The sequence below is a fragment of the Rathayibacter sp. SW19 genome (assembly GCF_030866825.1).
GTDB classification, from domain to species: Bacteria; Actinomycetota; Actinomycetes; order Actinomycetales; family Microbacteriaceae; genus Rathayibacter_A; species Rathayibacter_A soli.
Map to the genome: position 1 here is coordinate 1639165 of NZ_CP133020.1, position 22628 is coordinate 1661792.

Consider the following 22628-nt stretch of genomic DNA (forward strand, 5'->3'; position numbering starts at 1 on the left):
ATCATGACGGCGAACGCGCGTGGTCAGGGCGACGCAGCGCAGGGCGACGCAGCGCCGCGCGACGCCCCTCTACGCGGCAGGCAGGGCAACGCCTCCGCGCCCGGCAGGCCGGGCGATGCCGACCCGCACGTGCGGCAGGGCAATGCCGACCCGCAGGGCCGCACGGCCTGGCGCACGGTGCGCGACTGGCGGGGATGGCGTGAACCGGTTGCCACGATTTCCGGATTGTGGCGGGGCTCGCTGCAGTTCCGCACCTCGTTCATCACGGTCGTTCTCGCGGGCGTTGCCATTTTGGTGACCGGCCTTGTCGTCTCATACAGCGTCGGAAGCGATCTTTATCAATCCCGGCTCGATCAGGCATTCCGGGATTCGGGCAGGGCACGAACCAGCGCGCAAGCCACGCTTGACGCGGCGGATGCGACAGACCCCGCTGCGGTGCAGGACCTGTGGGAATCCGCGCGCAGCGGCATCCAGACGGCGACCTCGACGCGGCTCGTCGCGGCGTTTCGGGAGCCCGGCCAACCCAGCGACCCATTCGCACCGACCGACTTCGCAACGACCGGGCTGCCGTCGAAGTTGATCACACCGGAATTACGCAAACAGGTGCAACAGGCCGATGGCAGGCTTTATGGGCAGTCGGTGGCGCTGCCGACATCCGACGACAGCACCGATCCGGGCATCGTCGTGGGCACAGAACTGGTACTGCCGAGCGCTGGACGATATGAGTTGTACATCGGCTACGACCTGAGCGACTCCGAGCAGACACTGCTGTTCGTGCAACGCACGCTGCTCCTGGCAGGCCTCGCGCTGATTCTGCTGATCGGAGCAGTCACCTGGGTGGTGGTGCGGTTCGTCGTCGCCCCGATCCGATTTGCGGCCGAGACGAGCCAGCGTTTGGCCGGCGGCGATCTCGAAGTGCGCATCCCGGAGCGGGGTGAGGACGTGCTAGCCACGCTCGCGCGATCATTCAACGGCATGGCCGACAGCCTGCAGAAGCAGATCACCCAGTTGGCGGCGCTGTCGCAACTGCAACAACGATTCGTTTCGGATGTCTCGCACGAGTTGCGCACGCCGCTCACGACAATCCGGCTCGCCGGCGACGTCATCTACGACCAACGGGAGGCGTTCCCGCCGGCGACGGCCCGCACCGCGGAACTTCTGCACACGCAGGTCGAGCGCTTCGACCGACTGCTCTCCGATCTGCTGGAGATCAGCCGCTACGACGCCGGGTCCGTTGCGCTGGAATTGGAGCCGACGAACCTGGTGCGCCTGGTTGAAGAGGCGACCGACAGCATGAGCGCACTCGTGGCGAACGGCGGGTCTCCGTTGCGGGTTGACGCCCCCGGGGGCTATTTCGATGTCGAAATCGACGCGCGCCGCATCCGTAGAATCGTCTGGAATCTCCTCGGCAACGCGATCGAACACGGCGAGGGCAAGCCAATCGTGCTCACCGTGGACAGCAATGAGACCGCCGTTGCAATTTCGGTGCGCGACTACGGCCTCGGCATGACGGAGCAGGACATTTCGCACGTGTTCGACCGGTTCTGGCGGGCAGATCCGTCTCGGCGGCGCACGATCGGCGGCACGGGGCTGGGGTTGGCGATCTCGCTGGAGGATGCGAGCGTGCATGGCGGTGTGATCGAGGTCTGGTCACGCCCCGCAAAAGGCTCGTGCTTCCGGTTGACACTGCCGCGCGTGCCCGGCTCACCGATCGAGGCGTCACCGCTGCCATTGCCGCCGCTCGATGCGGAGGTGGCCGCATGAAGGCGAAGCGGATGCTCGCGGCACTGACCGCGCTCCTCGTGATCGGCCTGACCGGCTGCGCAACGATCCCGCGCTCCGGGCCGGTCGAACAGGGCCTGCCCGTTCAAGGGCAGGACGCCGGGTTCGGCCCCGTCGATTATCTGCCATCCGGCCCGTCGAACGGCGCCACGCAGAAAGAGATCTTGCGCGGCTTCGTCGATGCGGCCGTCAGCCCACAGAACGGTTATGCGGTCGCGCAGGAGTTTCTGACACCGAAGTTCTCCTCAACGTGGAACCCGGATGCGTCGGTCACGATCGACACGGGAACCGGGCGAACGGAGTCCGTCATCGACAAGACGCACTTGCAACTCAGTGTGACGCCGACCGCGTTCGTTGACGTCGACGGTAACTATCGTCGCTCGGAGTCTTCGACCGCTCTGACCCAGCCGTATGCCTTTGAGAAGGTGGGCGGGCAGTGGCGCATCTCCAAAGCACCCGACGGTGTCGTCATCGACGCGACGCGCTTTCCGAACGTCTTCAGTGCACACACGCTGTATTTCTTCAGCCCGGACTTTCGCTATCTGGTGCCGGACGAGCGCTGGTTCCCGTCTCGCGCTTCGACCCAGACCCGGGTAGTCAAGGCACTGGTCTCCGGACCGGCGAAGTGGCTCACAGGAGCTGTCGTGACCGCTTTCCCGCAGGGCACGAAACTGGCCGTCGATTCCGTCAGCATCTCGGCAGACGGTCAGGCGCAAGTGCCGCTGAACAGTGCGGCGAACGGGTCGGGCAGTGCGACCGCGCTCACGCTCGGCCGAATGAAACTGCAGCTCACCCAGAGTCTGGCGAACGTCTCGAGCGTCACAGGGGTGACAATCAGCATCGCCGGCGTTGAACGCTCCGTCGCGGACCTCGGCAGTTCCACTCCGCTGCAGGATCCCGTCGTCGATGTGAACCCGCTCGTGCTCAAGGGCGGAGCGTTCGGCTTCCTTTCCGGCAGCACCGTTTCTGCGGTGCCGAACATGTCTGACAAGATCGTCGCCCTGCAGCCGAGCGCTGTGACGCTGTCCGCCGCCCACGACACGGCGGCCGTCCTGACCGGGCGCGGCGTTTACGATGTGCGTTCCAGCGTCGACACCCCGAAACTCGTCGATTCGCGGCCCGGTCTGATCGCGCCGTCTTTGGACAACCTCGGCTTCGTCTGGTCGGTGCCCGCCGACGATCCGAGCGCACTGCAGGTCACTGGAGCGGACGGAACCTCAAGTGTTATCGACCCTGGCTGGCCGGATGCGTCTGCGATCCGATCGATCGCCGTCTCGCGAGACGGCACGCGCGTTGCAGTGCTGGTGCAGACTGCGAACGAGCAGCACGTGATGGCAGCCGGAATCGTGCGCGGCGACGCCAACCGGCCGGACCATCTGACCGACCCGGTCGATTTCGGTGCCGTCACCGGCAAGAATGCTCGCTCACTCACCTGGCTGGACGAGCTGTCGGTCGCGTCACTGGCGACAGACGCCAATGGCGAGACGACAATCGTCACGCAGGTGATCGGCGGCGATCAATCTGTGAGCTCGGGCCCGGCGGCAGGCAATGTGCTCGTCGGCGGTAACAATGCGCCACCGTACTGGGTGCTCGCGCCGCAGCAATCGCTCGAGGGGCCTCGTGGCACCGGATGGCAGCAGAAGAGCAGCGGCATCGCCCTCCTGGCCACCCAGCTGGGCAAGCCCTCCTGAGACCTGCATTTTGCGGCTCGACTAGCTGAAGGGGCAGGCGGTTTGAAGGAGATAGGCAGCTGTGAAGGATCGATCTGCTGAAAGCATCCTTCAAACGCCACTATCTCCGTCGAACGGCGCTGCCGGCACCATTTCCCGCCTCGGGGTCCGACGGCGCTGGTGGTCGGACTTCCCCCCAACAGCGGCACGCCTGCGGAATGTGTGCACGGTTGCGGTGTGAGGGTAGGAGCCCAGGCATCCGGCCCGGCAAACTGGTGCGATGCCCCTGCTTGACCTCACGTCGTTGCGCGGTGCGGCGCTGGACGCGCTGGCGGTGTTTGCACCGACAACGTGCAGCGGATGCGGCCTCGACGACCGCGCACTGTGCGAGCCGTGCGCGGCAGCGTTGCAACCGGACGTGACGGCGGTGGCGGTTGGCGACGAGCGGACCCTTGTGGTGCATTGCGGGCTGCGCTACCAGGGCGTTGCGCGGCGCGTGCTGCTTGCGGTCAAGGAGAGCGGTCGAACGGATGCCGCGCCCGCGCTGGCCCGCGCGGCGCGCGCCGCCGTCGCTGGTGCGCTTCACACCTGCGAGCGCGCCGGCGGTACCGCCGATCGCCACCCGGCGGCGATGGTGCTGCGCGGCCGTGTTGAATTGGCAACGATCCCGTCGACTCGGGCGGCGTTTCGGGTGCGTGGCTATCATCCGACAGAACTGGTCTTGGCGCACGCGGGCCTGCGGGCGTCGCATCCGTTGCGGGCCGCGCGTCAGACGCTGGACCAGGCGGCGCTGGGCATCGATGCGCGCAGCGCAAACCGAGACGGTTCGCTGCGGGCACGGCGCACATTGAGCGGTCGGATCTTTATTCTGGTCGACGACATTCTCACGACAGGTGCGACGCTGCGCGAAGCCAGGCGGGCGATCGAGGCGGCGGGTGGCGTGGTGCTCGCGGCGGCGGTTCTTGCGAATACCGAGCGCAGGCAAAGCCTCCGCTGAGCATGTGCTGTGGACCCGCGGTGCTACCTGATGACTTATCGAGACTGCGGCACTACGGTTGGTGAAAAGGCGTGGAAGATTCGCCCTGATCGGCCGGGCGAGTCTCACGTCGGATCTGGGAGGACGTCATGGAAATCAGCATCGTCGGACGCAACCTGGGGATCACGGATCGCTTTCGCGACTACGCGAACGAGAAGGCTGAAAAGGTTTCTCATCTGGCAGATCGTGCCCTTGCTCTCGAGATCAAGGTGAGTCGCCACAACGAGAAATCGACCGGTCAGAACGGCGAAGACCGGGTGGAGATGACCTTGTACGGGCCGGGTCCGGTGGTGCGAGCTGAGGCGACAGGCACGGACAAATACGCGGCATACGATGTCGCCCTCGGCCGGCTGCTGGAACGGGTGCGCCGAGCGAAGGACCGAAGAAAGGTGCATCGCGGGCAGCATCGACCGACCTCGCTCCGCGAGGCGTCCACTGGCGGGTTCAGTGCTGTGCACATCACGCCGGCACCAGTTGCCGTACTGGAACAGGTGCGAACAGGCGCGGTGCCCGTGCAGGAGTCGAATGTTGAGGCAGTCGAAGAGGCGGACGACTACAGTCCGGTCGTCATCCGCAAGAAGGTCTTCGCATCTGTGCCGATGACCGTCGACGACGCCCTGTACTACATGGAACTCGTCGGGCACGACTTCTACCTGTTCATCGATCAGGAAACCGAACGGCCGAGCGTCGTGTATCGGCGCAAGGGTTGGGATTACGGCGTCATCGCCCTGGATGACGAAGCCGATGAACTGCAGGAGGTCGCAACAGCCAGCCGGAAGCTCGCTCACTGACCGACTTGTTGGTCGAGTAGCGCGCCCGTTTCGCGCTACTCGGCCAACACAAGAGCCACACCACTAACATTGCTATAGTTGCCGGCTGCGGTCGGTGTTCGCGCGTCCGACCAGACGTGAGGCGCCAAACGGCGCCCGAGTGAATAGTGGAGTGCATCCGTGGCCTCAGTTCTCGAAAAAGTTCTTCGTGTCGGCGAAGGTCGAACACTGCGTCGTCTTCAGGCCTACGCGAAGGCGGTCAACGCGCTTGAGGACGACTTCAAACAGCTCTCGGACGACGACCTGCGCGACGAGACGGTCGAATTGCGCGAGCGGTACGCCAACGGGGAGTCGCTCGACGACTTACTGCCTGAAGCCTTTGCCGCCGTGCGTGAGGCCTCCGTGCGCACGCTTGGAATGCGCCACTTCGACGTTCAGATCATGGGCGGCGCCGCGCTGCACCTCGGCAACATCGCCGAGATGAAAACCGGTGAAGGCAAGACGCTCGTGGCCACGACAGCCGCCTATCTCAATGCGATTGCCGCCAGAGGCGTGCACATCGTCACAGTCAACGACTACCTGGCGAACTATCAGAGCGAATTGATGGGTCGCGTCTTTCGTGCCCTCGGCATGTCGACCGGGGTGATTCTCGCCGGCCAGACCCCGGAAGAGCGGCGCGAACAGTACGCGGCCGATATCACCTACGGCACCAACAACGAGTTCGGATTCGACTACCTGCGCGACAACATGGCCTGGCAGGCATCCGACATGGTGCAGCGCGGCCACTTCTACGCAATCGTCGACGAAGTCGACTCGATCCTCATCGACGAGGCACGCACGCCGCTGATCATCTCGGGCCCATCAAGCGGCGAAGCCAACCGGTGGTTCAACGAATTCGCGAGCTTGGCCACTCGACTGGTCGCAGAAGTCGACTACGAGGTCGACGAGAAGAAGCGCACCGTCGGTGTGCTCGAGCCCGGAATTGAGAAGGTCGAGGACTACCTCGGCATCGACAACCTCTACGAATCGGCGAACACCCCACTGATCTCCTTCCTGAACAACGCCATCAAGGCGAACGCGCTGTTCAAGAAAGACAAGGACTACGTCGTGATGAACGGTGAGGTTCTGATCGTCGACGAACACACCGGCCGCATCCTGATGGGTCGCCGCTACAACGAGGGCATCCACCAGGCGATCGAAGCCAAGGAGGGTGTCGCGGTCAAGGCGGAGAACCAGACGCTGGCGACGGTGACTCTGCAGAACTACTTCCGCCTCTACAAGAAGCTCTCCGGCATGACCGGTACGGCCGAGACCGAAGCTGCCGAGTTCATGTCGACCTACAAGATCGGGGTCGTGCCGATCCCGACCAACAAGCCGATGATTCGCATCGACCAGCCTGACCTCGTCTACAAGAACGAGGAGGCGAAGTTCGGCCAGGTGGTCGAGGACATCGTCGGGCGGCACGAGAAGGGTCAGCCGGTGCTGGTCGGCACGACGAGTGTCGAGAAAAGCGAGTATCTCTCCCGCCTGCTGGCGAAGAAGGGTGTTCGGCACGAGGTGCTGAACGCGAAGAACCATGCCCGTGAGGCGGCGATCGTCGCGCAGGCCGGGCGGCTCGGCTCTGTCACCGTCGCCACGAACATGGCCGGTCGCGGAACAGACATCATGCTCGGAGGCAATGCCGAATTCCTTGCCGTCGCCGAGCTGAACGCGAAGGGCCTCAGCCCCATCGAGACGCCGGATGAATACGAGGCGGAGTGGGATACCGTGTTCGATCGGGTCAAGGCCGGCGTCGGTGAAGAGGCCGACAAGGTCATCGAAGCGGGCGGCCTCTATGTGCTCGGCACGGAACGCCACGAGTCCCGGCGGATCGACAACCAGCTGCGCGGTCGCTCCGGCCGTCAGGGCGACCCGGGGGAGAGCCGGTTCTACCTGTCGCTGACCGACGACCTGATGCGACTGTTCAACGCAGGCGCAGCGCAAAGCCTGATGAGCCGCAATAACGTGCCCGATGACCTGGCCATCGAATCCAAGGTCGTCAGCCGCGCCATCCGCAGTGCACAATCGCAGGTCGAGGCGCGAAACGCGGAGATTCGCAAGAATGTGCTCAAGTACGACGACGTGCTCAACCGGCAACGTGAAGCGATCTACGACGATCGCCGCCGAGTGCTCGAGGGCGACGACCTGCACGAGCGCACTCAGCGGTTCCTCGACGACGTGATCGACGACATTCTCGAGGGTCACACCGGCGAGGGCACAGCGGAGGACTGGGACTTCGACGCACTGTGGAACGAGCTGAAAACGCTGTATCCGATCGGCTTGACGATCGATGAGGTGGTCTCCGAGGCGGGAGCACGCGGCAGGATCAACCGTGACTTCATGCGGCGCGAGATCCTGTCGGATGCGCACATCGCCTACCAGCACCGGGAGGAGCAGCTCGGATCGCCCGCCATGCGCGAGCTCGAACGACGCGTCGTGCTGTCGGTGATCGACCGACGCTGGCGCGACCACCTCTACGAGATGGACTACCTCAAGGACGGCATCGGCCTCCGTGCGATGGCACAGCGCGACCCGCTCGTCGAGTACCAGCGCGAAGGCTACTCGATGTTCCAGCAGATGATGGGCGCCATTCGCGAGGAGACGGTCGGCTTTCTGTTCAACCTCGAGGTCGAGGTCACCCAGGCATCCGGCGAGGTGACCGGTGTCGCTGCGAAGGGGCTGACTCAGGAGGAGTCCGATCAGCCGCAGCTGAGCTACACCGCTCCGAGCGACGCCGGCGGCGTGGAAGTGCGCAACGCACGCGGTCAGATCGAGCGCGGTGCAACCGACCGCGCCGAACGAGCGCGCCTGCGCGAGGTCGCGGCCAGCGAGCAGGCCCAAGGACAGCAAGCTCAGGGTCAGCAGGCCCAAGGTCAGCAAGCCCAGGGTCAGCAAGCGGCGCAGAGCCAGCAGTCGGGTGGGCGCGGTGCATTCGGTCAGAAGACCGATGCGGTCGCGACAGAGGCGCCCACGAACCGCGCGCAACGCCGTGCGCAGGAGCGCAAGCGGCACTGACCTCGGTCGCCCGAACGGCATTGTTCGAACTTTCGAATGATGTATGTTCCGGCGCGCTACGCAAGGCTGGGGGTGTCCCTCCGACGAAATGGATTCCCCGTGAAGAAGCTCTTCTATGCCGCGTTCGCCTACATGGTGCTCGGCGTCTTGTCCGGCCTGTTCTACCGTGAATTCACCAAGGCCAACCATTTCTCCGAAAACGCGTTCACGCAGCTGGCCGTCGTGCACACGCATCTGCTCGTGCTCGGCTTCATCGTCCTACTGATCGTGCTGCTGTTGGAGAAAGTTTTCACTCTGTCGAAGAGCCCACTGTTCTCCTGGTTCTTCTGGGTGTACAACGCCGGCCTACTGGTCACGGCCGGAATGATGGTCGTGCACGGCAGTCTCACCGTTTTGGGACAGGATTCCGGCAGCGGGATGTCGGCCATTGCCGGAATCGCCGGGATGGGGCACATCCTGCTCTCGATCGCCCTTGTGCTGTTGTTCCTCGCACTCGGCAGCCGCATCATGGCGGAGACGAAGAAGCCCGTCGCAGCTGGATCCGACGGCGCGGCGGGTGCCGACCGTTCGGCGGGTGCCGACGCCGCGGCGGGATCCGACCGTTCGGCGGGTGCCGACGGCGCAGCGGGATCCGATCGCTCAGCGGGTGCCGACGCCGCAGAAGGTGTTTCCCAGGGCGTTACAGCACGCTGATCGCGCTGGCCCGCCAGCGGCTGTCCAGACCTTCCAAGCGGATGGCGATGGAACGCACGCGCACCGGCGTTTGCACGATGACGACCGCTTCGACGACGCCGTCGACCGGCTCGGAGACCAGGGTGCGCAGCACGGTCAGCCGAGGTCGATTGACCGGCCGACCCGTTGCGGCACGCGCACGGGCGGCCAGCACGACGCGTTTGAGCAGCGTCTCGTAGACTTCCTGCGTCACCCAGCGGATGAGCTGATCCAGCTCGCGAGCACCCGCGAGTACTTCCAGAACGGATCGGGTCAGGTTGACGAGCAGGGGTTCCGGGTCAGGCAGGTGTGCTGCCCGTGTGGACTGGACGCCGAAGTACTCGTCCGCTTCGGCCGGTTCCAGGTTGATCAGCGCCTCGGTGCTCGCAGAGCCGCGATTCGACGCAGGTGCCGGTGCTTCATGGGGCCGGCCCGGGGCATCCGCCGGTTCGTCCAAGGCGGCGGCGAACCCCGTGGCTGCATTGCTCATCTATTTCTCCCGTGTGGTCGGAGCGGACTGCTTCATCGCACGAGCGGATGGCACCTCCGCGCCCCCCAAGCGGGGGGAGCGTGCTTGGAATGACACTCAAGCAGTCCGCTGTGCGCACTGTCCACGGCGTTGGTGCCCTGTGGATAAGATCTGCGCGAAATCGCGTCGACCGACTACGGTCGGTTCATGCGATGGGACAACCTCTTCGACGATCTCGAGAGCCAACTTGAACAGGAGCACGACGCCGAACAACTCGATCTGCTGGCAGAAGAGGAGCGGCTGCGTCTCGGGCGACTGTCGCTGCGCGACCGCATCCTGTCGATCAGCGGCGTGGCGGGGTCGCAGGCTGGCGCGAGCCTGCGCATCCAGTTGATCACGGGGAGCGTTCTACTGCTGCAGCCGACAACGTTCGGCAAGGACTGGCTTGCGGCCGAGCTGATCGGCGGCGCACCGCGAGCACAGTGCGTGCTGCCACTCGCGTCTGTCGCTGCGATCTCTCTCAGCCAAACGCAATTGCGCAGCAGCTTGGAGTCGGTCGTGGCGAGCCGCGAGGGCAAACTCGTAGACCGCATCGGGCTGCCGTTCGTGCTGCGCGACCTGTGCAGGCGACGCAAGAACCTCGAGCTGGTCACAACGGCCGGCTCCGTGCATGGCACCATCGACCGCGTCGGACGCGATCATCTCGATCTGGCCGTGCACGAACCGGGCAGCACCAGGCACGCAACGAACGTGACGGATATCCGGATGCTTCCGCTCGAGCGGATCGTTTTCGTCCGGCTTTAAGTCGATCTCGTACTGCGGTGTCGCTCTCAGGGTTGCGGCCGTCAGGGTTCTGGCCGGATGATCCGCCCGCCGGAGAGCTCTGGAATGTTCGCAAAATCGGACTGCTCCCACAGCGAGCGTCGGCGAGCCTCTTCGTACATGGCCTCGATATAGGTCTCGAGCACGGCACGTTCGACCCGCCACTGCCCGGATCCGCCGACACGAATCGCCGGCAGCTCGCCCGAGCGCACGAGTGCCATCACGTCTGCAGCTTCGACGTTGAGAATCTCTGCCGTGTCAGCAACCGTCAGGAAGCGGCCGACGGCATCGGGGTTGTCAGCGCTCATGACTTGATTATGGCCTGCGGCGGCCGCCCGAAGTCGGCCTGTGGATAACTTTCCCACGGCTTCTTCAGAATTGGCACCATAGGAACAGGCCCACCCGGTGGGCACTTCCTGTGAGCGACGCCCGAGGAGGCACGATGACCACACCAGCAGCGCCCAATCGCGCGCGCCGACCGTTCTGGTTCGACCCACGATTCGCGATCGGACTGCTCCTGGTCGTCGGTTCCGTCGTCGGCGTCTACACGATCATCGCCGCCGCCGATCGAAGCACCGACGTGTACACCGCGCGCGGACCACTCGCCGCGGGCGACCGTGTCGACGCCGCAGACTTCGTCGTGACGCCGGTGCGCCTCGGAACGGCGGATCGCCTCTATCTGCGGCGCGGCGAGTTGGGTGAGCACACGGTGATCCTCTCGCGCAGCCTCGCAGCAGGCGAACTCGTTCCCACGTCTGCAATCAGCGATGAGTCGAACGGATCGCAGACCAGCGTGGTGCTGCGCGTGCAAGGCGAGCTCGCGGCATCCGTCGGACCAGGCTCGAGCGTCGACGTGTGGTCGGCCGCGGTCAAAGAGCATGCGACGTATGCTGCGCCGACGGTGCTGGTCGGCGGGGCGACGGTTGTGCGTTTGATTCAAAGTGACGGCCTGGTGGCCGGGCGAGACGGTCGGTCGATCGAGGTGCGAGTACCCGGCGGCTCTGTTGCCGCCGTGCTGCAGGCCATCGCGAACAACGATGCGATCTCGCTGGTTCCGGCACCGGCCTCGAGCGGCGTCGACCGTTGAGCGCCCTCGTTCTCGCGCTGGATGCTGCGGTCGAGGACCGCATCATCGCCGATTTGATTGCGGCCGGCCACATCGTTGTGGCACGCGTGCAGAGCGCTGGTGAGCTGACGGATGCGGTCGCTCGCGGCGAGGCGGAGGTCGCCCTCGTATCGGCATCCCGACGTCGGCTGACCGAGCGGGTGCTCGCCGCGTGCGATGAGCACGGCGTGCGCCTGGTGGCGCTGACCTCGGGCGAACTCGAACGCAGGCACGCGGCGACGCTCGGGCTGTTCGAAGTCGTTGAAGAGAACGCTTCATTTGAAGAAATCGAACGACTCATGCGCGCAGGCACCGAATTGCCCCTGCGGATGGCCGCAACCTCCGCGGCGCCACGGGCGGCCGGCACAACGATCGCCGTGTGGGGGCCGGCCGGAGCGCCTGGCAGAACGACGCTGGCCATCAACCTCGCCGCCGAGATCGCCGCCCACGGGCACACCGTTGCACTTGCGGATGCCGACAGCTACGGCGGCACCGTCGCCCCGGCTCTCGGCATGCTCGACGAAGCCCCCGGCTTCGCGGCTGCCTGCCGGCTCGCGGGAACAGAAAGCCTGACGCGCCAGGAGCTGGAACGCATCGCAACCCGTTACAACTCGCCGCAGGGCGCATTCTGGGTGCTGACCGGGATCGGCAGACCCTCGCGCTGGAGCGAACTGTCCGCGGAACGAGTCAGCACGACGATCGCGGCGTGCGTGCAGTGGGTCGACTATGTCGTCATCGACACCGGCTTCAGCCTGGAGAGCGACGAGGAGATTTCCAGCGACCTGTTCGCTCCGCGCCGCAACGCGGCGACGCTTGCTGCGCTGCGGGCCGCCGATCGGGTCGTCGCAGTCGGGCTGGCGGACCCCGTCGGAATGTCCCGTTTTCTGCGCAGTCACGTCGAACTCATCGAGGTCGTGCCCGATGTGCGGATCAGTATCGTGATGAATCGTGTGCGGGCAAGCGCGGTCGGCCTGAATCCGCGCGGGCAGGTGGCGTCCACCCTCGGTCGGTTCGCCGGCCTCGAAGCTGCTGCGCTCCTGCCCGAAGACCGGATCGGCCTCGACACCGCGGTGCTGACCGGCCGCACCCTGCGCGACGCAGCACCGAAGTCTCCTGTGCGCGCTGCGCTGATCCAACTGATCGAATCGGAATTGCTGCCCGCTCCCGTCGTGGAGCGGACGCGCCGGTCGGCCCGGCTCAGCCATTCGCGTCGCAAGAATGCGCGCATCGTGACAACGTGAACGGGAGGCCACGCCGCATAAGCTAGGCGTGTGTCAACGCTCAATGAACTGGTGATCGCCCACGGCCGGTCGACGCAGGCTGATGTGGACTGGCTGCACAAGCTTGTCGGCGACTGTCAGTTGCTGGCCGACCTGGCCTTCGCCGACATCGTGCTCTGGGTGCCGACACAAGACAACGACTTCGCCGCCGTCTCACATTCCCGGCCGTCGAGCGCCGCGACGCTGTTTTATCGCGACTTCGTCGGGCAGTCGATCCGGCCCGAGTGGCGGGCTCAGGTCACAGAGGCCTTCGAGACCAGCCGGCTCGTCGACTCCTCGATGCCGGACTGGTACGAAGAGATGCCGACCCGCGTGCTTGCGATCCCGGTTGTGCGCCGATTGTCTTCGCACAGCGCGGAGACCACGGCCGCGCCGATCGCCGTCATTACGCGGCACAGCAATCTCAGTGAGGCGCGCACGCCGAGCCGTCAGGAACTGACATTCAATCTGTGTGCGAACGATCTGTTCGGCATGATTGCAACCGGTGATTTTCCGGATCTGGGGGCGCCGACGGGGCCACGGCGCGGGGCGCCGCGCGCATCCGATGGTCTGATCCGGCTAGACGTCGACGGGGTGACCACGTTTGCCAGCCCGAATGCGCTTTCCGCTTTCAATCGCATGGGGTTTCCAGACGAACTCGAGGGTGAATCGCTCGCCGAGGTGACGACCAGCCTGCTCAGCGGGCAGATCGTCGTAGACGAGTCCCTGCCCCTGGTCGTCACCGGGCGCGCGCCGTGGCGCACGGACATCGAGGCGCGCGGCGTGACGGTGTCGCTGCGTGCGATTCCGCTGCGCAGTCGGGGAGAACGGATCGGTGCGATCGTTCTCAGTAGGGATGTCACCGAACTGCGGCATCAGGAACGCGAGCTCATCACGAAGGATGCGACGATCCGCGAGATCCACCATCGGGTCAAGAACAATCTGCAGACCGTCGCGTCGCTGCTGCGCATTCAGGCTCGGCGAACGCACTCGGATGAGGCGCGCGAGGCTCTCGCCCAGGCAATGCGCCGCGTTTCGGCCATCGCGGTCGTGCACGACACACTGTCGGAGGGCCTGTCGCAGAGCGTCGACTTCGACACCGTTTTCGACCGCGTGCTGAAACTGATCGCAGAGGTGGCATCCAGTCACAACACGACGGTGCACCCGGTCTCGTCTGGCAGCTTCGGAGTGCTGCCGAGCGAGTATGCGACGCCGCTCGCACTCGCCCTGACCGAACTGGTCACCAACGCGGTCGAGCACGGGCTCGCCGGGCGAGAGGGCCGGGTCGAGATCATCTCGGACCGATCGGACGAACTGCTGACGGTGAAGGTGGTCGACAACGGTTCCGGCCTGCCGGAGGGCAAGGTCGGAGCGGGGCTCGGCACTCAAATCGTGCGCACGCTGATTCAGGGCGAACTGAGCGGAACGATCGACTGGCACACCATGATGGGGCAGGGCACAGAAGTGACCATCGAGGTGCCGCTGCGCTATCTGACCGCGCCCCTGATTTAGTGCGTTTTCAAAACGACGGATAAGTGCGTTTTCAAAACGACGGACTTTTTGGCGGACTCGCCGTGCCCCCGAGAGGTTCGATGGCGTGTCATTGAATTTCTCCGTCGTTTTGGAGGATGCCGTTTTGGAAGGACGACGTGCGAGGCTTTACCGGGCGGTTAGGACGCGCGGCGAGCGCGGGCGGCACGCCGCTTGAGGGCACGACGCTCGTCTTCGGAAAGGCCACCCCAAACGCCGGAATCCTGGCCGGTTTCAAGTGCGTACTGCAGGCAGATCTCGGTGACAGGGCACCGGGCACACACGGCCTTTGCTTTGTCGATTTGATCGACGGCGGGCCCAGTATTCCCTACGGGAAAGAAAAGCTCGGGGTCAGCGGTGAGGCAGGCAGCCCTATCGCGCCAGTCCATGGAGGTGCTCCTTTATTGCGAGACATGGGTGTAGACCCAAGAATTGCGGTGTATTTCGAGTTGCAGGATGAAAGATCTACGTAGGCTTCTGATTTATCGCTTGAGACCTGCCCACGACCCTGTGAGCGTCAACTCGACCTCAATTATGGTCCCATACTGGTAGAGCCAAATCAATAGTTTTGTATGGGATAACCCTGTGAACACCAGCCGGAAACACGAGCGTGATACCGTGGCAGCCCCTGAACGACCCGCGCGCAGACCCGCATTGTTGATCGCGCTTGCCGTGCTCTTGTTCGCTGAGGGCGCCCTGATGGTCGCCGTTGTCGCGTGGCTTCTGCTGCAGTTGATGGCGGCCGCGCCGCACTCACTCGCCGGCGGCGTCGCCATCGTGGTGCTCGGCCTGATCGGCGCTCTCTGGGTGTTGTCGGCCGCCGTCGGTGCGGCTCGCGGACGCTCCTGGATGCGCGGTGCAGCCATCAGCTGGCAGCTGGTGCAGGCCGCCGTCGCGCTCGGCTGCTTCCAAGGATTGTATGCAGAGCCGGCACTCGGCTGGGCCCTGTTGATCCCCGCGCTCGTCGTCGTGCTGCTCGTCCTTTCGCCGTCGGTCACCCGCGCCACGCGGCGCGATCCTCGAACCGACGCAGACAGGCCACACGACGCAGACAGGCCACACGACGCAGACAGGCAACACGGCGGCGACAGGCAAGCCGACGGCCACACGGGCGGACCCGCAGACTGATTCCTCGAGGTGAGCGAAACGGTTAGGCGTCGACGCCGAGCAGCTTGCGCAAGCGGGCGACGTGCCCCGTCGCCTTGACGTTGTACAGCGCCAGCCGCACGGCGCCATCCGGCTGAACGACAACGGTCGATCGCAACACTCCGGTGATCACCTTGCCGTACAGGGTCTTCTCGCCGTATGCGCCATAGGCCTGGTGCACGGCCAGGTCTGTGTCCGACAGCAGCGGAAAGTTCAGTTGCTCTTGCGTCTGGAAGAGTTTGAGCTTTGCCGGAGCATCCTTGGATATGCCGAGCACCTGATAGCCGGCCGCTTTCAGAGAGTTCAGATTGTCGCGGAAGTCGCAGGCCTCCTTCGTGCAGCCGGGGGTCATCGCGGCCGGGTAGAAATACACGATCACGTTGGTACCCAAGAAATCGTGCAGCGATACGGATGCCCCCTCCTGGTCGGTCAGCGTGAAGTCCGGAGCAGCGTCGCCGGCGGAAAGAGGTGTCCTATCGGTCATGCCTCCACGCTACCTCGCGGCGGGCGAAGCAGCCGGGTCGCACTGCTGTCCGACAGCTGACGGCCAGCTGCCCGGAGGAGGTGTCCGTCGCCGGGATTCCTGAGTCGACCACCATTGTAGGATGCTGGTACGCGCGTTCGGGTCGTGGCATCCGCCATACCGTTCGGAAGGAGCGAAGATGGCTCGCCCCGAGGTAGCCCTGAACGACATGCTCTCGTTCACCGGGAAGACTGTTCTGATCACTGGAGCGGCATCAGGCATCGGGCGTGCGATAGCGACACGTTTCGATGAGGCCGGCGCACGTCTGCTGCTTTTGGATCGCGACGGCGTCGGTCTGGATGCCACGCTCGCAACGTTGACAGGGACCGGGCATGAGGAATACGAACTCGACCTAGAACACAAATCGGGAATCGATCTTTTCTGGGAGGCACTGCCCTCCGGGTCTCTCCCTGATGTTCTCGTCAATAATGCGGGCATCTACCCGATGGAGGATTTCCTTCGCCTTGACGAGGCGTTCCTGCAGCGCACCCTCGACATCAACCAGAACTCGACGCTGTGGATGTGCCAACAGTTCATTTCCCGCCGTGCCAAGCGTGGCGGGATCATTGTCAACACGTCGTCCGTTGAGGCGGTTCTGCCGTTCAAGAAGGACATGGTGCACTACTCCATGAGTAAGGCCGGAGTGATCTCACTCACCCGCTCTCTGGCACGCGACTATGGTGCACGGGGATTTCGCACGAACGTGGTGATTCCGGGAGGTATCACGACCTCGGGAACGATGTCGTTGGTGAAAAATGCGATCCTCCGATTCAAGTTCGATCTGGCTAAGACGGGATACGACTTTCAACAGCGTCTGGCCAACGGACGCTGGGGTAACGCCGACGATGTCGCGAAGGTCGTTCTCTTCCTGGCCAGCGACCTGGCAAGCTATGTTCAGGGTGCAGCGATCCCCGTCGATGGCGGCTTCCTCTCCTCCTGATACTGCCAGCCGGCTACTCCGGCGCGCGTGCCCTGCTCGGCGCGAAGGTGAGCAGCAGGCGTTGCAGCGAGTCCAGCCGGGCGCGGCCGCGCTCGCCCAACTCGCCAGCGGCGACGGCCTCGTTGATCGCGCAGTCTGGTGAATCTGGCAGGTGGGTGCAGCCTCGCGGGCAGTTTGCCGCGATTGCGTCCAAATCGGTGAACGCGCGCAGGATGTTCGCGGTGTCGATGTGGCCGAGGCCGAACGAGCGCACACCCGGGGTGTCGATGATCCAGCCGGTGCCTGCCGCAGACTCGAGTCGCAGCGACACGGTCGATGACGACGTGTGCCGCCCGCGCCCGGTCACGGCGTTGACGCGGCCGATCGCACGGTCGGCACCCGGCACCAGGGCATTCACCAACGTCGACTTGCCGACCCCGGAATGGCCGACGGCGACCGTGTCGTGACCGACCAGCGCGCCGGTCAGCTCAGCCAACGGCATCCGTTCTTCAGAACTGGTGAACACCGGAAGGTCGAGGCCGGCGAAGTTGTCCAGGAACGCCGCGGGGTCGGCGAGGTCGGTCTTGGTGACCACGAGCAGCGGAGCGATCCCCGCGTCGTACGCGGCCACGAGATAGCGGTCGACGAGACGGATGCGCGGATCCGGATTCGCCGCAGCCACCACGATGAGCATCTGGTCGGCGTTCGCAACGATCACGCGCTCCACCTCGTCAGTGTCGTCCGCGCTGCGTCGCAGCAGCGTTGCGCGCTCGCGGATGCGTACGATCCGCCCGAGCGAACCCTCAGCGCCGCTCAGATCACCGACGACGTCGACCCGGTCGCCGGTGACAACTGCGTGCTTGCGCAACTCGCTCGCGCGAGCAGCCGTCAGCCGGCGTTCTGCCCGGGTGCCCTCGTCGAGCATGAGGGTGTAGCGGCCACGGTCGACCGCGAGCACACGACCGATCTGCGCATCCTCATGATCGGGGCGGGTCTTCGTGCGCGGCCGGTTGCCCTTGGGGTTCGGTCGCACTCGCGCCGACGATTCGTCGTACTCGCCGTACGCTTCATCGTCGTCGTCACTCAGCCAGCTCATTCAAGCCCGGTTTTTTGGGGACCGTCGAGTTGTTGTCGACCGCCGATACCGCTCTGGCTGGCGCCCTGGTCCAGTTGAACACGGGCGCGATTCTGCTGCAAGCCGTCGTGATTCTGTTGCAGGAAGGTGCGCCACAGCTCCGCGAATTGCGGCAACGTCTTCGCCGTGGTTGCGATGTTCTCGATCTCGACTCCGGCGACCGCGAGGCCGATCAGCGCGCCGGTCGTGGCCATCCTGTGGTCGTAATAGGTGCGCCAGACCCCGCCGGTCAGCGGCTTCGGTTCGATCCGGAGACCGTCGTCGAGTTCCTCGACCTGGCCGCCGAGGCCGTTGATTTCTGTGGTGAGGGCTGCCAGTCGATCAGTTTCGTGGCCGCGAAGATGGCCGATACCGGTGATCTCGCTCGGCCCGTCGGCCAACGCGGCCAGCGCCACCAGAGTCGGGGCCAATTCTCCTGCACTGCTCAAATCGATGTGGACGGCGTGGAGCGGCCCAGCCGCGGTGACGGTAATGGCATCCGCAGTGCGCGTGACCTGCGCACCGAAGAGGGGGAGCAGTTCGGCCAGCTCAGCACCCACCTGTGTGGTGTGCTCCGGCCAGCCGGTGATGGTGACGCTACCGCCGGTGACCAGCGCGGCGGCAAGGAACGGGGCGGCATTCGACAGGTCAGGCTCAATGTCGACATCGCGGGCTTCGATCGTTCCCGGTGCAACGATCCATTCGCCCACGCTCGGCGAGTCGACGCTCACGCCGCGGTCCGCCAGCGTTGCGATCGTCATCTCGATGTGAGGCAGGCTCGGCAGGTGCTCGCCGGCGTGAGTCAGGTGCAGCCCGTTCTCGAACCGAGGAGCAGAAAGCAGCAATCCGGAGACGAATTGACTGGACGCCGACGCGTCGATGGTCACGTTGCCGCCCGCGACGCGACCCGAGCCGTGCACCGTGAACGGCATGCTGCCGCGACCGTCGTCGTTGATATCGACGCCGGCCGTTCGCAGTGCGGCGATGATCGCCTTCATCGGGCGTGCACGTGCTGTGTCGTCAGCGTCGAACGTGGTCGGTCCGAGGGCGAGACCGGCAACGGCGGGGACGAATCGCATGATCGTACCGGCTTGCCCACAGTCGATCGTGGTGCTTCCGAGCAACTCCTCCGGCGGAGCGACCAGCCAGTCCGGCCCGAATGAGCCGTCCCCGGGCTGCTCCGTTATGCCGACGCCGAGCGATTTCAAGGCTTCGACCATTCCATTGGTGTCGCGCGAGTGCAGCGGGGAGCGTAACAGCGACGGCGCATTCGCAAGCGCGGCCAGCACGAGTTCCCGATTCGTCAGCGACTTGGACCCGGGCAGGGAAAGCGTGGCGTTGATCGGCTCATGTGCAACGGGCGCGGCCCAGAGCTCGTTCGATTCGACGAGGGTGTTGTCGCCGTATGGGTCGAACTCGGGCTTGGAATATTTGGTGGTGAGCATCCGTTACAGAATATCGACGTTTGGGGCGAGCGGGAGGGAAAGTCTGTGACGGCAGCTGCGGTACTCGAGGCACCATCACGTGCATACGTCGGCGACGTAGACTGGCCGATGATGACGACTGTAATGGAAGACCTCGGGCCGTTGTTCGAGAGCCAAGCGATGCAGTACATGGACCAGTTGTACGCAGCGGCACTTCGGATGACCCGGAATCCCGCCGACGCACAGGACCTGGTGCAGGAGACCTACGTCAAGGCGTTTGCCGCCTTCAAACAGTTCGAGCAGGGCACCAATCTGAAGGCGTGGCTCTATCGCATCCTGACGAACACCTTCATCAACAGCTACCGTAAGAAGCAGCGCGAGCCCTATCAAGGCACGATCGACGAGCTCGAAGACTGGCAGCTCGGCGGTGCGGAGTCGACCACGGCTCGCGCAAGCCGGTCAGCCGAGGCCGAAGCCATTGATCACCTGCCGGACAGCGCAGTCAAAGACGCACTGCAGGCCATCCCGGAGGACTTCCGCATGGCTGTCTACTTCGCAGACGTCGAAGGATTCTCCTACCAGGAGATCGCCGACATCATGAAGACCCCGATCGGAACCGTGATGAGCCGACTGCATCGAGGCAGGCGGATGCTGCGGGACCTTTTGACGGACTACGCGCACGAGCGGGGACTGACCGCCGCGCAATCACCCAGGAGCACGACATGACGGACTGTGGCTGCCAGAAGGCCAAAAACGACCTTGAAGAATACCTGCACAACGAACTGCGCAAGGAAGACGCCGCAGACATCCGTGAGCACCTCGAGAATTGCCCGGACTGCAACAAAGAACACCAGTTCGGGCAACTTTTGACCGAGGTCGTGCAGCGTGCCTGCTCCGAGACCGCTCCGGAAGACCTGCGCACGCAGGTTCTGCTACGGATCAGGACCATACAGGCCACGCACTGACCTGATGGTGGTCGAGGGTTGAAGCCCGCGGCCGTCCCGAGACCCCCAACATTCAAACTTTCGGACGTCGTGTCGATCGCGCGCGGTTCGTAGCGTTGAGGTGTGACCCTAACTGACAACGAGACAGCTGACAACAAGAACTCGACATTCCCGAGTAATTCCCGCCCACGGAAATCGGGTGTTCCGCGTTGGCTGCGAGTGCTCATCCCGGTCGTGCTGATTCTGGCGTGGTTCGCCGTGTTCTCGGCGGGCGGTTCGTCGTTCAGTCAGGTCAACTCGGTGGCCCAGAATGACCAGATCGAGCACCTTCCGGCCAGCGCGGATGCCACCCAGGTGCAGAAGCTTCAGGCGGCGTTCCGCGGTGACGATGTCATCCCAGCCGTTGTCGTGTACCAGCGCGTGGGCGGGGTGACGGCCGCCGACCGTACCGCGATCGATGCCCAGCTGACCAAGCTCCAATCGCTGAACGGTGTGGCCAAGAATGCAGTATCGCCGGCGATCCCGTCCAAGGACGGAGCAGCCGTGCAGGTGATCGTACCGCTGGAGACGAGCATCAAACCCGCCGACACGGTGAAGGCCATGCGCACGCTGCTCGGCGAAAGCAGTCCTGCAGGCCTCTCGGTGTATGTGACGGGGCCTGCAGGGCTTTCGGCAGATATCGTCGGGGCGTTCAGCGGCCTTGACGGCATGCTTCTGATCGTGGCGCTCGCTGCCGTCCTTTTGATCCTGATCATCGTCTACCGCTCGCCGCTGCTGCCGCTGATCGTGCTCGGCACGAGCCTGGTGGCGTTGACCGCGGCGATGTTCACCGTGGTGGCGCTTGCCAAGGCTGGCGTTGTTGTGCTGTCCGGGCAAACAGAGGGCATCCTGATGATCCTGGTCATCGGCGCTGCGACGGACTATTCGTTGCTGTACGTCTCCCGATTCCGTGAGGCATTGCGCGACAACGAACGCAAATGGGACGCGACCTGGGCCGCGTTGCGCGGTTCCTGGCAGGCGATACTCGCATCTGCGGGCACGGTCGTCGTGGGATTGTTGTGCCTGATGTTCAGCGAACTGAACTCGAACATCGCACTCGGTCCCGTGGCCGCGATCGGCATCGGTTTCGCCTATCTGGCGGCCATGACACTGTTGCCGGCACTGCTGTTCTGGGCCGGTCGCACCGCATTCTGGCCGGTGCGGCCCGCACTCGGATCGCCGCATCAGAGCGTCGACGGCGCGCGCGGGCTGTGGCCCCGCGTTGCCCGACTGGTCTCGCGTCGTGCTCGACTGATCTGGGTGGCATGCACCCTCCTGCTGGCGGTTGCGGCGTTCGGTCTGCTCGGGCTGAAGGCCGACGGCGTGTCTCAGATGGACTTCGTCATCGGCCAATCGCAGGCGCGTGACGGCCAAGCCGTTCTCGTCAAGCACTTCCCCGGCGGAGCAGGCACACCGGCCATTGTGGTCGGGCCGAAAGACGACCTGAACGCGATGGCGAACACGATCTTGAATCAGCGCGGGGTGTCCTCGCTCAACGTCATCTCGAAGGATTCGCCGAGCGGAACGCTTCCGGTCACGACCGCCGGCGTGCAGAACCCGCCGGGTGCGCCCGGTGCTGTGCGGGCTGCCGCCGAACCGACGGTTGTGGACGGCCGCGTGATGCTGCAGGCGACCCTGGACGGCGCCAGCGACTCGACAGCGGCCGAGAACACCGTCAGGCAACTGCGCAGCAGCTTTGCTCAGTCGGGCAGCGATGTGCTGATCGGCGGTGTCGCAGCAACAGCGATCGACACCAACGATGCGGCGATCCATGACCGTAACCTGATCATCCCGCTCGTGCTCGGTGTGATCCTGGTGATCCTGATGCTGCTGCTGCGCTCGATCCTTGCTCCTGTGCTCTTGATCATGACCGTCGTTCTCTCCTACGCGGCCTCGCTCGGTCTATCTTCGGTGGTGTTCAATTCGATCCTCGGGTTCCCGGGGGCGGATCCGACCGTGCCGATGTTCGGCTTCGTGTTCCTTGTGGCTCTCGGAATCGACTACAACATCTTCCTGATGACGCGCGTTCGAGAGGAGTCGCTTGCGCACGGAACCCGCCAGGGAATTCTGCGTGGCCTGGTGGCAACAGGGGGCGTGATCACCTCAGCGGGAATTGTGCTGGCTGCGACGTTCGCTGCGCTCGGCGTGTTGCCGGTGTTGTTCCTGGCTCAGATCTCGTTCATCGTGGCACTCGGAGTGCTGATCGACACGCTGATCGTGCGATCGCTTCTGGTGCCGTCGCTCAGCCATGACATCGGGCGAGCCATCTGGTGGCCGAGCGCTCTATCACACCGCGAACCGAACTGACCCG

Annotated in this window: 21 protein-coding genes; 15 read left to right on the forward strand and 6 right to left on the reverse strand. The window is 64.6% G+C overall.

Annotated features, from left to right (window positions below; translation table 11 throughout):
• Positions 1-3 precede the first annotated feature (3 nt).
• The 6 genes from mtrB (at position 4) to QU604_RS07460 (ending at position 9005) form a co-directional block, all read left to right on the forward strand.
• Positions 4-1764 carry an MtrAB system histidine kinase MtrB gene (gene mtrB / locus QU604_RS07435; protein ID WP_308468169.1) on the forward strand — a complete coding sequence of 587 codons (1761 nt, stop codon included), beginning with the start codon at positions 4-6 and terminating at the stop codon, positions 1762-1764.
• Complete coding sequence (locus QU604_RS07440; RefSeq protein WP_308468170.1) at positions 1761-3473, forward strand: LpqB family beta-propeller domain-containing protein; 1713 nt, start codon at positions 1761-1763, stop codon at positions 3471-3473. The genes mtrB and QU604_RS07440 overlap by 4 nt, the downstream gene beginning before the upstream one ends.
• A 259-nt stretch (positions 3474-3732) precedes the next feature.
• Positions 3733-4449, forward strand: a complete 717-nt coding sequence (locus QU604_RS07445) for a ComF family protein (protein WP_308468171.1) — start codon at positions 3733-3735, stop codon at positions 4447-4449.
• A 128-nt stretch (positions 4450-4577) separates the two neighbouring features.
• Positions 4578-5279 carry a ribosome hibernation-promoting factor, HPF/YfiA family gene (hpf, locus tag QU604_RS07450; protein WP_308468172.1) on the forward strand — a complete coding sequence of 234 codons (702 nt, stop codon included), beginning with the start codon at positions 4578-4580 and terminating at the stop codon, positions 5277-5279.
• 159 nt (positions 5280-5438) lie between these two features.
• Positions 5439-8312 (forward strand): preprotein translocase subunit SecA, encoded by a 2874-nt coding sequence (secA, locus tag QU604_RS07455; RefSeq protein ID WP_308468173.1) that lies wholly within the window; start codon positions 5439-5441, stop codon positions 8310-8312.
• Between the two features lie 99 nt (positions 8313-8411).
• On the forward strand, positions 8412-9005 hold the full coding sequence (locus QU604_RS07460; protein WP_308468174.1) for a DUF2871 domain-containing protein: 594 nt from the start codon (positions 8412-8414) through the stop codon (positions 9003-9005).
• Here the strand turns inward: QU604_RS07460 and QU604_RS07465 are convergent.
• Positions 8992-9513, reverse strand: coding sequence for an Rv3235 family protein (locus QU604_RS07465; RefSeq protein ID WP_308468176.1), 522 nt, complete (start codon positions 9511-9513; stop codon positions 8992-8994). The two genes, QU604_RS07460 and QU604_RS07465, sit on opposite strands and share 14 nt — an antisense overlap.
• Before the next feature lie 186 nt (positions 9514-9699).
• On the opposite strand from QU604_RS07465, the gene QU604_RS07470 reads away from it, so the two are divergent.
• Entirely contained in the window at positions 9700-10296 is a 597-nt protein-coding gene (locus QU604_RS07470; protein WP_308468177.1) for a hypothetical protein, read from the forward strand.
• A 41-nt stretch (positions 10297-10337) separates the two neighbouring features.
• Here QU604_RS07470 and QU604_RS07475 read toward each other — a convergent pair whose 3' ends face one another.
• Positions 10338-10622 (reverse strand): helix-turn-helix domain-containing protein, encoded by a 285-nt coding sequence (locus tag QU604_RS07475; RefSeq protein ID WP_308468178.1) that lies wholly within the window; start codon positions 10620-10622, stop codon positions 10338-10340.
• A gap of 134 nt (positions 10623-10756) precedes the next feature.
• On the opposite strand from QU604_RS07475, the gene QU604_RS07480 reads away from it, so the two are divergent.
• Genes QU604_RS07480 through QU604_RS07490 form a run of 3 tightly spaced genes read left to right on the forward strand, consistent with a single transcriptional unit; the run spans position 10757 to position 14190 of the window.
• A complete protein-coding gene (locus tag QU604_RS07480) occupies positions 10757-11401 on the forward strand; it encodes a hypothetical protein (RefSeq protein WP_308468179.1) in 645 nt (214 codons plus the stop codon).
• Complete coding sequence (locus QU604_RS07485; RefSeq protein WP_308468180.1) at positions 11398-12660, forward strand: CpaE/TadZ family protein; 1263 nt, start codon at positions 11398-11400, stop codon at positions 12658-12660. The genes QU604_RS07480 and QU604_RS07485 overlap by 4 nt, the downstream gene beginning before the upstream one ends.
• Before the next feature lie 30 nt (positions 12661-12690).
• Positions 12691-14190, forward strand: coding sequence for a sensor histidine kinase (locus tag QU604_RS07490; RefSeq protein ID WP_308468181.1), 1500 nt, complete (start codon positions 12691-12693; stop codon positions 14188-14190).
• Positions 14191-14348: 158 nt separating this feature from the next.
• On the opposite strand, the gene QU604_RS07495 is transcribed toward QU604_RS07490, so the two are convergent.
• A complete protein-coding gene (locus QU604_RS07495; RefSeq protein WP_308468182.1) occupies positions 14349-14597 on the reverse strand; it encodes a WhiB family transcriptional regulator in 249 nt (82 codons plus the stop codon).
• A gap of 229 nt (positions 14598-14826) precedes the next feature.
• On the opposite strand from QU604_RS07495, the gene QU604_RS07500 reads away from it, so the two are divergent.
• A complete protein-coding gene (locus tag QU604_RS07500) occupies positions 14827-15336 on the forward strand; it encodes a hypothetical protein (RefSeq protein ID WP_308468183.1) in 510 nt (169 codons plus the stop codon).
• Positions 15337-15358: 22 nt separating this feature from the next.
• Here QU604_RS07500 and bcp read toward each other — a convergent pair whose 3' ends face one another.
• Positions 15359-15838 (reverse strand): thioredoxin-dependent thiol peroxidase, encoded by a 480-nt coding sequence (gene bcp / locus QU604_RS07505; RefSeq protein WP_308468184.1) that lies wholly within the window; start codon positions 15836-15838, stop codon positions 15359-15361.
• A 178-nt stretch (positions 15839-16016) separates the two neighbouring features.
• On the opposite strand from bcp, the gene QU604_RS07510 reads away from it, so the two are divergent.
• Entirely contained in the window at positions 16017-16817 is an 801-nt protein-coding gene (locus tag QU604_RS07510; RefSeq protein WP_308468185.1) for an SDR family NAD(P)-dependent oxidoreductase, read from the forward strand.
• A 13-nt stretch (positions 16818-16830) separates the two neighbouring features.
• On the opposite strand, the gene rsgA is transcribed toward QU604_RS07510, so the two are convergent.
• On the reverse strand, positions 16831-17892 hold the full coding sequence (gene rsgA, locus QU604_RS07515; protein ID WP_308468186.1) for a ribosome small subunit-dependent GTPase A: 1062 nt from the start codon (positions 17890-17892) through the stop codon (positions 16831-16833).
• Complete coding sequence (gene aroA / locus QU604_RS07520) at positions 17889-19355, reverse strand: 3-phosphoshikimate 1-carboxyvinyltransferase (RefSeq protein ID WP_308468187.1); 1467 nt, start codon at positions 19353-19355, stop codon at positions 17889-17891. Before aroA ends, rsgA begins: the two co-directional genes overlap by 4 nt.
• Positions 19356-19463: 108 nt before the next feature.
• On the opposite strand from aroA, the gene QU604_RS07525 reads away from it, so the two are divergent.
• From QU604_RS07525 to QU604_RS07535, 3 genes are all read left to right on the forward strand, one after another.
• Positions 19464-20060 carry a sigma-70 family RNA polymerase sigma factor gene (locus QU604_RS07525; protein WP_308468188.1) on the forward strand — a complete coding sequence of 199 codons (597 nt, stop codon included), beginning with the start codon at positions 19464-19466 and terminating at the stop codon, positions 20058-20060.
• Positions 20057-20299, forward strand: coding sequence for a mycothiol system anti-sigma-R factor (rsrA, locus tag QU604_RS07530; protein ID WP_308468189.1), 243 nt, complete (start codon positions 20057-20059; stop codon positions 20297-20299). Before QU604_RS07525 ends, rsrA begins: the two co-directional genes overlap by 4 nt.
• A gap of 102 nt (positions 20300-20401) precedes the next feature.
• Positions 20402-22624, forward strand: a complete 2223-nt coding sequence (locus tag QU604_RS07535) for an MMPL family transporter (protein ID WP_308468190.1) — start codon at positions 20402-20404, stop codon at positions 22622-22624.
• The last annotated feature ends 4 nt before the right edge of the window (positions 22625-22628 follow it).